Raw genomic sequence first — 13,616 nt, forward strand, 5'->3', positions numbered from 1 at the left:
CATACGGTACAACAGTCATCCCCTAGGCCATGCGCTTCCCCCGTTCGACTCGATACTGTTTATCGCATGATTCCCATCGTCTGGCTGGTCGGTACGTCTGGGGTCGGCAAGTCAACCGTAGGCTGGCAGCTTCAGCAAGCGCTTGAGCGTCGGAACGTGCCTGCCGCGTTCGTGGATGCCGATCAACTGAGGAACGCGGCAGGCGTCCAGGCGACTGAGGACGAATTCATCGCCGACGGACTCGCGGTGCTCGGACCGATCTTCCAACGTGCTGGAGCGACGATCCTCATCGTGGCGGGCATGGTGGACGATGCGGCTCACCTCGCTCGCTTGTTGCCTGTCGGCGGACGCCCGCCTGTTCTCGTCGTTCATCTGCACGCCTCCGACGAGACGGTGGTGGACCGGGTGGAGCAGCGTAGATGGAACGTGGAACTCGCCGCCGATTCGGTCAAATATGCCCACAGCTTCGACGCGACCTGGGTGGATGTGGCGGTCGATACGACCTGTCAGTCGCCGTCCCAGGTCGCCGGGACCTTGCTCGAGGGCTCCGAGCGTCTAGCCCGCTCGGAGCGCCTCGACACGCCGCTGGCCGTTCCACCAGTAATGGATACGGAGCCCACGGTGACTCTCATAACAGGCGCTGGCGGTGTCGGGCTGTCGACAACGGGGTTCCTGGCCTTCCTGCAGCGCATGTGGTCAGGCGAACGTACCGGGTACGTCGACAGCTACCAGGTCGGCATCCTGGGGGCGGACCCCCGCGCCCCGGAGGCCGCGTCACTGCGCGCGGCCAACTCGGCCGCCCTCGCGGCAGTGATGGCCCGTCGCGGGATTCGGCACGTGCTCATAACCGCGGATCCGCTGACGGCGCGCGCGCTCACCGCTATTGCAAAGCCTGCACACCTGTTCTGGCTCGATGCCTCCGATGACGTGATTGAATCACGTCATCGCGCCCGGGCTGCGGGTGGCGGGCCACCTCTTGCCGCCGATCACCGCCTGGGACTCGATGACCTGGGCATCCGCGCGGCGGTGGCCGCCTCGATCGCGGAGGCTCGAGCTGTAGGACTCCGGCCTAACGGTGCCACGATTATCAATACGGACGAGCTTTCGGCGGAAGACGTAGCAAGGCAGATCAATCAATGCGGCGGAGTCGGTGTAAATCTGTGATCGATACTTCGCGAGCATTGCTGCTCAACGGCTCGTCCGGGGTCGGAAAGTCAACTGCGCTTCAGGCACTTGGTGCCGTACTGGGGGAGCGAAGTGTCTCCCACGCTTTCGTCGATCTCGACGAGCTGGCGCTCTTCTGGCCGCGCCCGACTGACGATCCCTGGGGCGGCCGTACGGCTCGCGCGAACCTCGCCGCGGTGAGCAAAACATACTGGGCGGCCGGTGTTCAATGCATTGCCGTTGCGCACGTGTTCACCGATCGGGAGCATCTGGACGGATGTCGCGTCGCTCTCTCGCACGGTGTGCGTGTCATGGACGCTGAAAGGGCACCGCTTGTCCGCTTGCGTACGTCCCGGGCAGTGGTGGAGGAACGGCTGCGTCGACGGCACGCGGTCGACGCGCCATGGGAGCTTGAGGGCTTTCTTGCCGGCTACGAGAGTCTCACGCGTGCACTCGATGACGCGGCACTGGACGACGTCGTCATCGACGTCGACGACCTGACACCCCGGGGCGTCGCGGAACGCATCCTGGATGTCGCCGGTTGGTGACAGCGTGGCGCACAGTCGCATGCCATAACCAGGAAAACCCATTACTTTACATAATGTAGATTATCGGCGTTTAAGGGTCGAGAAGTAGAAGCAGCTGCGAGAACTCCTATTCCATGACTAATTCGCCAGGGAATCATTTTCCTTCTTCATGAAGTAGTCCACCTTTGAGTAGCCTCCGTCAACCACGACGGACGAGCCGGTGATAAAGGATGCCTCTGGACTTAGGAGAAAAGCGACAACACTGGCAACATCATCCGGGCTACCGTTGCGCCCAAGTGGGGTGAGGATTGCCGCCGCGTAAGACTCTGGAAGGATACCGGAGTCTACCCATCCAGGAGCTACTGCGTTGACACGTATGCCGCGGGGCCCAAGGACATTGGCAAGGCTTTGAGTGACAGAGAGAAGGGCTGCTTTGCTGGCTGAATAGGCGATACTGCGAAAGGATCCGATAAACGCGTCGATGCTGGCGATATTGACGATGCTCCCCCCGGCTGTCATATGGAGGCCTATTTCTCGGGCAAGGATGAGCGGAGCGGTGACGTTCACCTCAAAAGTTTCGTCCCATGCCTCGAAGTCAAGTTCCTCAATCGATTCCTTCACCAGGATGCCCGCGTTGTTGACCAGCGCATTAAAGGAAAATTCATCACGAATCCGCCGAGCGAACAGTAGGGACGCGGATCTGTCGGTCAGATCCACCTGACGCACTTCAACACCATGAGTGCGGCTGAGTTCCCTGGCCTCGTCAAGACCTGTGTAAAAAGTTGCCACAACGTTCCAGCCCGCTCCCGACAGATGTTCCGCAATGGATCTGCCGATCCCTCGCGCTCCACCTGTAACCAGCACACAACGGTCGCCGTTCACGCTCATTCCTCCCGCCTATCGATCTGGTTGAAAACCTCGTCCGTTCCTACTGTGAGGCCTGGTGTCATGGATCGCCAGAGTGCCATCAGCCCAGCTCGCCCCACCACAACGAGAACTAACCCTCTTCGTCAGCGCAACGGACAACTCCCGGCCCATGAATACCACGCATGCCAGTTTGGAAGGGGCTGATGATTGGGGCAAACATCCTTCAGTACACCCTGTTTTCACACAATCCGGGACTTTTGTCCCTTATGGACTCCACCCCGTTCTGGAAACATCGTTGCGGGGCTGCCTGCCGTTTCACTGGACACGGACCGACCGGTTGGTTCGACGAGATCAGTAATCATTTCTCGCCGAACGTTGGCCAGGCATGTGCCCACCAAGATTCAAAGGCAGAGTTGCCTGGAAGGAGCAAGTTCATGGCAGGATCATTCGAGGTATTCATGGATGCCGAATCGCAGGTGCGGTTCAGGCTGGTTGCCCCCAACGGAGTTGTGCTCGCCGTCTCCGAGAAGTTCGCTGACAAACGTCACGCTGCCGCGGCAATCAAAGATGTACGTGAATGCGCCGGAACCGGCCTGATCCAGGATCTCTGCCCAAAGCCCACCCCGGAACCATCTCAGAAACAGCGCCCCTCAGCGCGACGTCCGGTGGTTCGACGCTCCTACAGCTTCCGCTCGGCCCGCACAGTCTAAGCCCGTCTGACATCGGCCAAGGCGCAACTCCGCTCCCCATCCCACAGCACTCCCCCGACATTTCACGTCACCGAAATGTGATCTAACTTACTTGACGGACGGGTTTGTTAGCGTTCACACTTATCGCCAGAGCGAACCTGCTTCAGTTTGCAGCAACGGTGGTGTTGGGGTCTCCCGCCTGCATGTAACTAACGCTTCCGGGAGGATGTTGTGTTTAAGAAATCTCTAGTAGCCGTTTTGGCCGCGTCAGCTATTGCCCTTACTGCCTGCGGAGGTGGCGGCCAGGCCGCTTCGAGCACCGGAGGCGCTGAGAAGAAGATCGTGATGGGCTTCGCCCAGGTCGGCGCGGAAAGCGGCTGGCGCAGCGCCAACACCAAGTCCGTTCAGGAATCCGCCAAGGAAGCCGGCATCGACCTGAAGTTCTCCGACGCCCAGCAGAAGCAGGAAAACCAGATCAAGGCGATCCGCTCCTACATCCAGCAGAAGGTCGACGTTATCGCCTTCTCCCCCGTGGTTGAATCCGGCTGGGACACCGTCCTGAAGGAAGCCAAGGACGCGAAGATCCCCGTGATCCTCACGGACCGCGCCGTGGACTCGGCCGACAAGTCCCTGTACAAGACCTTCCTGGGCTCGGACTTCGTCCTCGAAGGCAAGAAGGCCGGCGAGTGGCTCGTTGCTGAGTCCAAGGCGGCCACAGACACCGTGAACATCGTCGAAATCCAGGGCACCACCGGTTCCGCGCCGGCAAACGACCGCAAGGAAGGCTTCGAAGAGGCCATCAAGGCGGACCCGAAGCTGAAGATCATCGCCTCCCAGAGCGGTGACTTCACCCGCAGCGGCGGCAAGCAGGTCATGGAGGCGTTCCTGAAGAACAACCCCGACATCGACGTCGTCTTCGCCCACAACGACGACGAAGGCCTCGGCGCCATCGAAGCCATCGAAGCCGCCGGCAAGGTCCCGGGCAAGGACATCAAGATCATCACCATCGACGCCGTCAAGGACGGCATGACCGCCCTGAGCCAGGGCAAGATCAACTACATCGTCGAGTGCAGCCCCCTGCTGGGCACCCAGCTCATGGACCTCGCCAAGAAGGTCCTCGCCGGCGAAACAGTCCCCGAGCGCGTCGTCACCGAAGAAACCACCTTCACCCAGGAACAGGCCATCAAGGCCCTGCCTACCCGTCAGTACTGAGCCCCCGCTCACCTGATCGTCCGTGCGGCGGCAGTACATGACACTGCCGCCGCGCCGATCAACAGCACGCATTCCACCGCACGGACTTCACCACACCCCTGGCAAGCCGGACAACAACAGGCCAATCACGGCTGCCGTCCCCCTGCAACGAAATTACCCACAAGAATGCCCCGTTCAATCAGGGGCACGGAAAGTAGGCGCAACGATGCGACCCTTACGTTTGCTCACCAGAACGGCAGCCGCGGGGGCCATAGCCTCGGCGCTTGTCCTGACCCCGCTGGTCCCGGCGCTGGCCGAGACCACTCCGGACCCCAGGCTCGTCCTGCAGTACAACCTGGATGAAAGCACCGGGAGCGTGGCTGTGGACAGCTCCGGAAAGGGGCGGAACGGCGCGGTCGTCAATGGCGGCACGTGGAAGGGAAGCGAAGGACTGAAGCTGGATGGCGTCAACGACTATGTCCGCCTTCCTGACAACATCATGCAGGGACTGTCCGCCATTACCGTCAGCACCGAGGTTCTGATGGCACCAACCCAAGCAACTCCGTACTTCATCTACGGCCTCGGCAATACGACGTCGAACGCCGGCAACGGCTACCTGTTCACCACTGGTGACAGCTACCGCACCTCTATCGCCTCGGGCAACTGGTCCACGGAGCAGACACTTTCCCAAAACCAGCCCTTGGCGCGCGGCGTCTGGAAGACAATCACCTACACGCTGGCCAATGGAACAGCCACACTGTTCCTCGACGGCGTACAGGTGGGACAGAAAACCGGCATCACCATCACGCCAGGCAGCATCGGCAACGGATTGACGACGGCGAACTACCTCGGCCGTTCGGTATACACAGCCGACAAATTCCTGTCCGGGTCAGTCCGGAATTTCCGGATCTATAATGCCGCTCTCACTCCAAGCGAGGTCGCAGCAGCGATCGCACCAAGCGACGCACTCCGGGTTGAACGGGATGTCACAGCCTTGACTCTCGGGGACCTCTCGGCCGTGACAGGCAACCTGTCCCTGCCGGCCAACGGCGTCAATGGTTCCACCCTGACGTGGTCATCAAGCGACCCTGCAATCATTTCCAACACGGGAGCGGTGACGCGGCCCAACGCGGCGCAGGGTCCGGCAACTGTGACCGTGACGGCAACGATCACCCGCGGCGACGCCTCCGGAACCAAGACATTCACAGCTACCGTGGTCCCCGCTGAGTCAGATGAAGAAAAGCTGGCAGCCGCCATCACTGCGTTGTCCCTTCCCGCCCTCGACGACGTCCGCGGCAATGTCACTCTCCCGGCAACCAGCGGACAGGCAACGGTAACGTGGCAGTCGGCAAGTTCGATCATTGACACCACAGGTATCGTTAACCGCCCGCTAGTGGATACCGACGTCGTCCTGACAGCCAACCTCAAGGTCGGAACAGCGACGGGGTCGAAAGAATTTACAGCGCATGTAAAGGCCAAGCCAACTGTCGCACCCTATGCCGGATACGCGTTTGCCTACTTCACGGGGAACAGCCTGGCTGGAGAGAACATTTTCATGGCCGCCAGCCGCGGCAACGACGCCCTCCACTGGGATGAGACCAATGGCGGCAAGCCGATCCTCACCTCCACCATGGGCACCAAAGGCCTTCGCGATCCCTTTGTGATCCGCTCCCCCGAAGGCGACAAGTTCTACATGATCGCCACAGACCTTTCCATTGGCAGCGGAACCTCCTGGGACTCCTCCCAGCGCCAAGGCAGCCGATACCTTGAGGTCTGGGAATCATACGACCTCAAAAACTGGTCCGAACAAAGGCATGTGAAGGTTTCCCCGGACACGGCCGGCAATACCTGGGCTCCGGAGGCCTACTACGACGCCGGTATCGGCGCCTACGTTGTGTTCTGGGCGTCGAAGATCTATGCAGAATCCGACCCGGGACATACCGCCGGGGTTGTCAACAAGATGATGTATTCGACAACCCGCGACTTCCGCACCTTCTCTGAAGCCAAGGTCTGGAACGACCCGGGCACCTCAGTGATTGATTCAACGGTCATCAGGGACAAGGACACGTTCTACCGCTTCACCAAGGATGAAGGGGGTGTTTCGGGCTGCGTCGACATCATGCAGGAAAAGTCCAACAACCTGCTCGCCGTCGACCTTCCTACCACCAGCCCCAGGAACTGGGCGCTGCAGAGCTCCTGCATCGGCAAGAACGCCGGAACGGCAGCGGTCGAAGGCCCCACCGTCTTCAAGTCCAACACAGAGGAGAAGTTCTACCTCTTCCTTGACGAGTTCGGAGGACGCGGCTACATCCCGCTCGAAAGCACCAGCCTGGAAACCCCCAGCTGGAAGCTGTCCACAAACTATGACCTGCCGGCCAGCCCCCGCCACGGAACCGTTCTGCCGGTAACCCAAACTGAGCTGGATGCCCTTCGCCAGACACCAAAACCTGTTCCCGCCAATGAAAAAGGAGAGATCCTCCGCTACTCCTTTGACCAGACGTCAGGAACGGACGTCACAGACTCCTCGGGCAATGGCCTCAACGGCAAGATCGTCGCCGGCGGCAGCTGGCAGCCCGACGGCACGCTCAAGCTCGACGGCGCCGGCGGTTACGTCGACGTCCCCGACAACATCCTCTCCGGTATCCAGGACGTGACGGTCGAAGCAGACGTCCTGGTGAACGCCTCCCAGAGCGGATCCTACTTCATCTACGGATTCGGCAACACCGACGCCGCCGGGGTGGGTAACGGGTATCTGTTCGCCACGGGCAATTCGGTGTACAAGACCGGTATCGCCTCCGGAAACTGGACTACGGAACAGCTTGCCAACAGCACAGCAGCCCTCCCCCGTGATTCATGGAAGCACCTGGTCTACACACTTAAGGGCACTGTCGCCACCGTGTACCTTGACGGTAAGAAGGTTGGCGAGAACCTGAACGCCACACTGAACCCCGCGGACATCGGACTGGGCAGCACCACGTCGAACTACCTCGGTAAGTCCGTCTACACAGCAGACAAAACCCTCAACGGCTCCCTCCGCGAATTCGCCATCTACAACCGGGCGCTGTCAGCGGAGGAAGTAATGAACATCTCGGGCGACAAGACCGGTCTGGGAGACGTTTCGCTTACTGACGCCGGCCTTCTGAAGGTGGCGCCCATCGTCGACAGCACAAACAGGAAGGTTACCTATCCCGTCAAACCGGGAACGGATCTGAGCAAGCTCTCGCCCACCTTCAGCCTCTTTCCCGGGGCTGTCTCAAGCCCGGCTTCCGGAGTGACTGCGGACCTCGGCAAGCCGGTCACCTACACGGTGACAGGGCCTGATGGTTCGACGGCGGACTGGACCTTCTCAGCGCTGGAAATGAAGAGCCCGGTCTTGCCCGGCTATACAGCTGATCCGAACATCGTGGTCTACGGAGATACGTACTACATTTACCCCACGACCGATGGAATTGCCTCCTGGGGCAGCACGAAGTTCTCCGTCTTCTCATCCAAGAACCTCGTGGACTGGACAGACGAAGGCGTGGTGCTGGATCTCGCCAACGTCAGCTGGACGCATGCAAATGCCTGGGCGCCGGCAGCTGCAACGAAGAACGGCAAGTACTACCTGTACTTCAGCGCCGGTCAGAACATCGGCGTCGCCGTCGCTGATTCTCCAACGGGCCCCTTTGTTGACTCCGGCGCGCCCCTGGTAAACAAGGCGGCCTTCGGCGGCGCCCAACAGATCGACCCTGCTGTATTCACCGATGACGACGGCGTGTCCTACCTGTTCTGGGGCAACGGTACTGCGCGTTATGTTCCGCTCAACCCGGACATGGTTTCCTATGACCCCGCGAACATCAAGACCATCGGCGGCCTGACCCAGTTCAGGGAAGGCGCCTTTGTGCACAAGCGCAACGGCACCTACTACCTGACCTATTCGATCGACGACACCCGGAGTGAGAACTACCGGGTCGGATACGCCACCGCCAGCAGCATCACCGGTCCCTGGACGTCCAAGGGCGTCATCCTCGAGAAGAAACCTGAACTCGGCATCCTTGGAACCGGCCACAACTCGGTCGTCCAGGTGCCGGGCACGGACGAGTGGTACATCGTGTATCACCGCTTCGCCATCCCAGGCGGCGACGGTATGCACCGGGAAACCACCATTGACCGGCTGACCTTCGCCGCCGACGGATCGATTAATCCGGTTGTTCCCACGCTCGAGAGTGTGGAGCCAAGATTCGCCGACACGTCTGCCCCGACCGTTACGGCCGCCACTGAGCCGGCAGCGCCGAACGGTGCTGACGGCTGGTACTTGGGTCCTGTCATGGTGAATGTCACCGCCAGTGATAACTCTGCAACGGCTCCCAGCGTTGAAGTATCGGTCGACGACGGTGCCTGGGTTCCGTACACCCACTCCTTTGAGGTGGCATCCGACGGCGCCCACACTGTCAAGGCAAGGGCGACAGATGCAGCCGGGAACGTGTCCGTGGAAGCATCCATCGCGCTGAAGATCGACAGGACAGCACCGCAAACGGCTGCCACCCTCGACGACGATCGGACGCTCACCCTCACCGCCGAAGATTCCTACTCGGGCGTTGCTGCCCTTGACTACCGTGTGGGCGCCGCCGAGTGGGTACCCTACTCCGGTCCCCTTCCCGCAGGACGGACAGCGGCAACTGTTGAGTTCAGGGCAATCGATAAAGCAGGCAACTCCACCCAGGGAATCGTGGACGTCCCGGCGCCGGCTTCGCAGTCGATCTCCTTTGGATCGATTGCAACCATGACGCTCGGGGACGCTGACTTCGCAGTCAGTGCAACGTCCACTTCCGGTCTCCCTGTGACGCTCTCTGCTGCAGGTTCCTGCACGTTGCAAAGCAACTCGGTTCACTTGACAGGAGCCGGAACCTGCACCATCACTGCCAAGCAGGAAGGGAACCAACGGTTCCTCGCGGCCCCCGAAGTCGTTCGTTCCTTTACGGTCAACGCCCCCGTGCTGGACACTTTTGACCGGGCAAATGGAGCTGTGGGCCGTTCCTGGAGCGGTGAGGACGGACGCCAGTCCTACGTCATCAAGGACAAAGCCCTCAGTCCGCTCCTTGGTGGCGCCCTGCTCTACGCCGACACGTTCGGTGCAGACCAGACGGCGTCCCTGACGCTGAAGTCGATCGCACCGAAGTCGGTTCAGGGTGTGCTGCTCAAGGCCCAGTCCGGGAAGCCGTTCCTCTCGGGCGCAGTCTCAGTGGTGTACGACGCACCCACAAAATCGGTGCGCGTGTCCACCCTGGGTGCAGAAAAGCCGTGGTACTCCTACGCCGGCGTTCTGGCCCCGTTCGCTGCAGGTGACGTCCTCACCGCCAGCTACGTGGACGGCACTGTCACCATCTACAAGAATGGAGATGTTGTTGCTGCTGTTCAGCTTCGGGCAGCCGACGTGCAGTTCTTTGCCGGTAAGGCGGGCAAGGCCGGCATCCTGACCTCGCAGGCGTCCGGCAGCATCCTGGACAATTTCCGGGCAGCGACCATCACGCACTAGAGATTAACACGCGCCAAGTGAGAGGCGGCCATTCATCTTTCCGGATGAATGGCCGCCTCCTCGCATTGTTTTATCCACCGTCTCTCACTAACAATGAACCCATGACGGTCTACCTGAGGTCCCTGGAAACTGCAGTCCCGCCGACCATCCTTATCCAGTCCGAAGCACGGGAGGTTTTTGCAGCCCAGCCGGGGCTCACCAGGCTCGGCTCGAGGCTGGTCAATACCTGTTTCGACTCGGCGGCCATAGACACCCGTTACACAGCCGTTGACGAACTGACGATGGAAATCCGCTCCGACAACCCCCAGTTCTTCGATCCACGCACCGGTCTCCTGCTCAGGCCCAGCACCAAGGTCCGGAATGACATCTTCGGGCGGGAAGCTACCAAATTGTTTATCGAGGCCGCAGATGCTGCCGTGGCTGCCTGTGCCGGGATCGGACCGGAGGACATCACCCACCTCGTGACGGTTTCCTGTACGGGATTCTTCAATCCTGGCCCGGACTATAAGATCGTCCGGGCCCTCGGCCTGAATCCCTCGGTCCAGCGGTACCACCTCGGTTTTATGGGATGCTATGCAGCATTTCCAGCACTCCGGGCAGCAAAGTCCTTCTGTGAAGCGGATCCGGAGGCCGTGGTACTGGTGGTCTGCGCCGAGCTGTGCTCGCTTCATGTCCGGACGTCCAATGACCCGGACACGATCATGGGGTCAGCGCTGTTCGCCGACGGCGCGGCGGGCGCGGTTGTCACGGCACGGGACATCCCAGACGCCGAACCGTTGCTCCAACTGGATCACTTTGAGACCGTTCTAACGCCCGTCGGCGAGGAATCCATGGCCTGGAACATCGGCGATGAGGGTTTCGAGATGGTCCTGGGAAACTACGTCCCCCACATCATCGACGATCACATTATCGGCGCCCTGGAGCCGCTGCTATCCCGGGAGAAATCCCTTCGCGACAAGCCCTACACGAACATCAGGCACTGGGGAATCCACCCTGGCGGACGCAGCATTCTGGACAAGGTGCAGAGCCGATTGCAGCTCAGCGATGAGCAACTGATTCCTGCCCGCGAGACGTTGCGAAACTACGGAAACATGAGCAGCGCCACCGTGTTGTTCGTCCTCAAGTACATTCTGGAGCTTCCGGCCGAACCGGGCGACGAAAGAATTTGCTCCATGGCATTCGGCCCCGGCCTAACGGTGGAGAGTGCTCTCTTCACCAAGATTTCGTCGCAATGCACTGATGCTCCAGCCGGGGTTGCTGCAGGAGCCGAAACGGCGTCGGCTGAAATGGCTATGGATACGCCGTTGGGTGCACTGGCCCAAACCTTTCCTGTCTGAGCCGGACATGGCCTTTCTGCGGGAGCGGGCGGCTGACGCCGTCGAGGAAATGGATGCAAGCGATTGCGATCCGGTCCGCCTGGAAAACACCTACGCACAATTCGCCCTGGTTAACAGACTGGTTTCGGGCTGGCGCAGGATTTACCGGACAGAGGTGCTGCCCCGGTTATCGGCAACGGCCCCCACCACCCTTCTTGACATTGGGTGTGGAGGGGGCGATATCCCGGTGTTGCTCGCGGAGTGGGCTGCTCGGGACGGCAAACAGTTGCTGGTTACGGGGATCGATCCCGATGAGCGCGCCTACCGGTTCGCTGCCGAACGGCCCGCAACAGCTGGCGTTACCTTCCGGCAGGCGTTGTCCTCCGAGCTTGTGTCCGAAGGGCTTACGTTCGACATCGTGATTTCCAACCACGTCCTTCATCATGTGCCCTCGGCCGAACTCCAACAGTTCCTGGCGGAGTCAGCGTCGTTGTCCGGCGGAACTGTCATCCACAACGACCTTCGCCGGAGTGTGGCGGCGCATGCCATCTTCTCCGTGGCGGCATTGCCTTTGAGGCATTCGTTCATCCGGCAGGATGGGCTCACGTCCATCCGGCGCAGCTACACACCCCACGAGCTCAACGCCCTCACTCCCCCGGATTGGATGGCCGAACGGCGTTTTCCCTTTAGAGCGGTCCTGCATTACAGGAAGCCTGAATTACCCGAGGCACTGAACGTTGATTGACGTTTTGATCGTCGGCGGTGGCCCTGTGGGCCTGTATCTTGCATCCCTGTTGGTAAGTCACGGTTTGGCGGTGCGGGTGCTGGAGCAACGATTGTCCAGATCGCCATTTTCGCGTGCCATCGGGATCCACCCGCCCGCTCTGGAAGCCCTCGACAGGATCGGCGTCGCGTCCAGACTGGTGGCCACGGGAGTCCAAATCCATCACGGCGTCGCGATCGGAAACGCCAGGCCGGTGGCCGGGATGTCCTTTGACGGGCTCTCGGGCCGCTTCCCGTTTGTCCTTTCCCTGCCCCAGGAACAGACGGAAGCGATACTGGAGGACCGTCTCCGGGAACTGGATCCGGCAGCGCTGCAGCGCGGCTGCACTGTCACGGGAATGCACGACGACGGACGGACCGTCACGCTGAACGTTGCCTCCGCTTCCGACTCATCCAGGCACACCTCGCTGCTGGCCATCGCTGCCGACGGCGTCCGGTCCAGTATGCGGGAATTCCTGGGCATTCCAACCCGGCTGAAGATCTATCCGGACGCCTACTTGATGGGGGACTTCCTGGACTCCACTGACTTCGGATCAGATGCCGTGCTGTTCCTTGCAGCGAAGGGGATCGTCGAATCGTTCCCGCTGCCCGGCTCCCTCCGCCGTTGGGTAGTCAGGATGCCTGGCCTGCCGCCACAAGCAGAGCCTGCAATGTTAGCTGATCTGGTGTACGAAAGAACGGGAATACCCATAGATCCCGAAACCAACAGCATGCTCAGCCCATTCGGCGTTCGGTCACGACGAGCCGTGCGGCTGATCCATGGCAGAACAGCCTTGATCGGAGATGCCGCCCATGAGGTCAGTCCCATCGGGGGTCAGGGCATGAACCTGGGATGGCTTGATGCTGCAGCGCTCGCGCCCATCATTGTGGCGGCAATAAAAGGGCAACCCGTGGCAGGTGAGCTGCGTGCTTACGAAAGCTCACGCTTGCGCGCGTCGGCTAAGGCAATGCGTCAGGCCGAGATCAATATGGCTCTGGGCCGCCCGGTGTCCCCGCTCCTGCTGGCCGTGCGCAACCGGGTGCTGGGCGATGTCGCAGGAATTCCAGCAGTCAACGCTTGGGTGGCGCGGCGCTTTACCATGCACTGAATAGCGGGCCTGCGCATGGGGTTCAGCTGCCGGTGAAGTAGCAGTCGTAGCTGTCCTGACTGAGGATCCGGCCGCCACTTACCTCGAAAACCGAGGTGGTCCTCGCCCTGATGATTTCGCCGGAGTCCCAGTACGGAAGGTCCATTCGGAGGGTCGCTGACCAGTCCGCTTCGATGACCACGCGGCCGCCTTCGCAGGTAGTTCGGTTCACCTCGAAGCGCTGGCCCGTTACCACTTCCCCGCTGTTCTCTGCTCCTGACAGGACGTCCTCCAGGGTCTTGGTCGAACCCTTTGGCGCCAGCACGTGCGGCGCTTCGACGAGGACAAACCCGTCAGCAAGGAAAGGCCTGATGTCGTCTGCGCCGCCTCCTCCTTCAAGCGTCCGGATAAAGCCGAGCACGCACGTCAAGGGGTCTAAAACCAAGGGGTCCTTATCTGTCATGAAACGACCCTAGCGGAATCGCGCATCACCCAGC

At 60.9% G+C, this 13,616-nt stretch carries 10 protein-coding genes; 8 read left to right on the plus strand and 2 right to left on the minus strand.

Features of this window, described 5'->3' with window-relative positions; all coding sequences use genetic code 11:
- Nucleotides 1–66: 66 nt before the first annotated feature.
- The gene (locus M1E05_RS10590) at nucleotides 67–1,164 is read left to right on the plus strand and encodes an AAA family ATPase (RefSeq protein WP_461162892.1); all 1,098 of its coding nucleotides are present in this window, start codon (nucleotides 67–69) and stop codon (nucleotides 1,162–1,164) included.
- Nucleotides 1,161–1,712: a hypothetical protein gene (locus tag M1E05_RS10595; RefSeq protein ID WP_461162893.1), complete on the plus strand. Its 552-nt coding sequence runs from the start codon at nucleotides 1,161–1,163 to the stop codon at nucleotides 1,710–1,712. Before M1E05_RS10590 ends, M1E05_RS10595 begins: the two co-directional genes overlap by 4 nt.
- A 117-nt stretch (nucleotides 1,713–1,829) precedes the next feature.
- Here the strand turns inward: M1E05_RS10595 and M1E05_RS10600 are convergent, their stop codons facing one another.
- A complete protein-coding gene (locus tag M1E05_RS10600) occupies nucleotides 1,830–2,579 on the minus strand; it encodes an SDR family NAD(P)-dependent oxidoreductase (protein ID WP_458113943.1) in 750 nt (249 codons plus the stop codon).
- A gap of 413 nt (nucleotides 2,580–2,992) precedes the next feature.
- On the opposite strand from M1E05_RS10600, the gene M1E05_RS10605 reads away from it, so the two are divergent.
- From M1E05_RS10605 to M1E05_RS10630, 6 genes are all read left to right on the plus strand, one after another.
- Nucleotides 2,993–3,268: a YegP family protein gene (locus M1E05_RS10605; RefSeq protein WP_461162894.1), complete on the plus strand. Its 276-nt coding sequence runs from the start codon at nucleotides 2,993–2,995 to the stop codon at nucleotides 3,266–3,268.
- A 210-nt stretch (nucleotides 3,269–3,478) separates the two neighbouring features.
- A complete protein-coding gene (locus M1E05_RS10610; RefSeq protein WP_458112923.1) occupies nucleotides 3,479–4,459 on the plus strand; it encodes an ABC transporter substrate-binding protein in 981 nt (326 codons plus the stop codon).
- Between the two features lie 205 nt (nucleotides 4,460–4,664).
- Nucleotides 4,665–9,953 (plus strand): family 43 glycosylhydrolase, encoded by a 5,289-nt coding sequence (locus M1E05_RS10615; RefSeq protein WP_461162895.1) that lies wholly within the window; start codon nucleotides 4,665–4,667, stop codon nucleotides 9,951–9,953.
- Between the two features lie 101 nt (nucleotides 9,954–10,054).
- Nucleotides 10,055–11,290, plus strand: a complete 1,236-nt coding sequence (locus tag M1E05_RS10620; protein ID WP_461162896.1) for a type III polyketide synthase — start codon at nucleotides 10,055–10,057, stop codon at nucleotides 11,288–11,290.
- A gap of 7 nt (nucleotides 11,291–11,297) precedes the next feature.
- Nucleotides 11,298–12,014, plus strand: coding sequence for a class I SAM-dependent methyltransferase (locus tag M1E05_RS10625; protein WP_461162897.1), 717 nt, complete (start codon nucleotides 11,298–11,300; stop codon nucleotides 12,012–12,014).
- Nucleotides 12,007–13,140, plus strand: a complete 1,134-nt coding sequence (locus M1E05_RS10630) for an FAD-dependent oxidoreductase (protein ID WP_458113948.1) — start codon at nucleotides 12,007–12,009, stop codon at nucleotides 13,138–13,140. The genes M1E05_RS10625 and M1E05_RS10630 overlap by 8 nt, the downstream gene beginning before the upstream one ends.
- Before the next feature lie 22 nt (nucleotides 13,141–13,162).
- On the opposite strand, the gene M1E05_RS10635 is transcribed toward M1E05_RS10630, so the two are convergent.
- A complete protein-coding gene (locus tag M1E05_RS10635) occupies nucleotides 13,163–13,582 on the minus strand; it encodes a nuclear transport factor 2 family protein (protein WP_458113949.1) in 420 nt (139 codons plus the stop codon).
- Between the last annotated feature and the right edge of the window lie 34 nt (nucleotides 13,583–13,616).

It is taken from the genome of Arthrobacter sp. R4-81 (assembly GCF_054792365.1).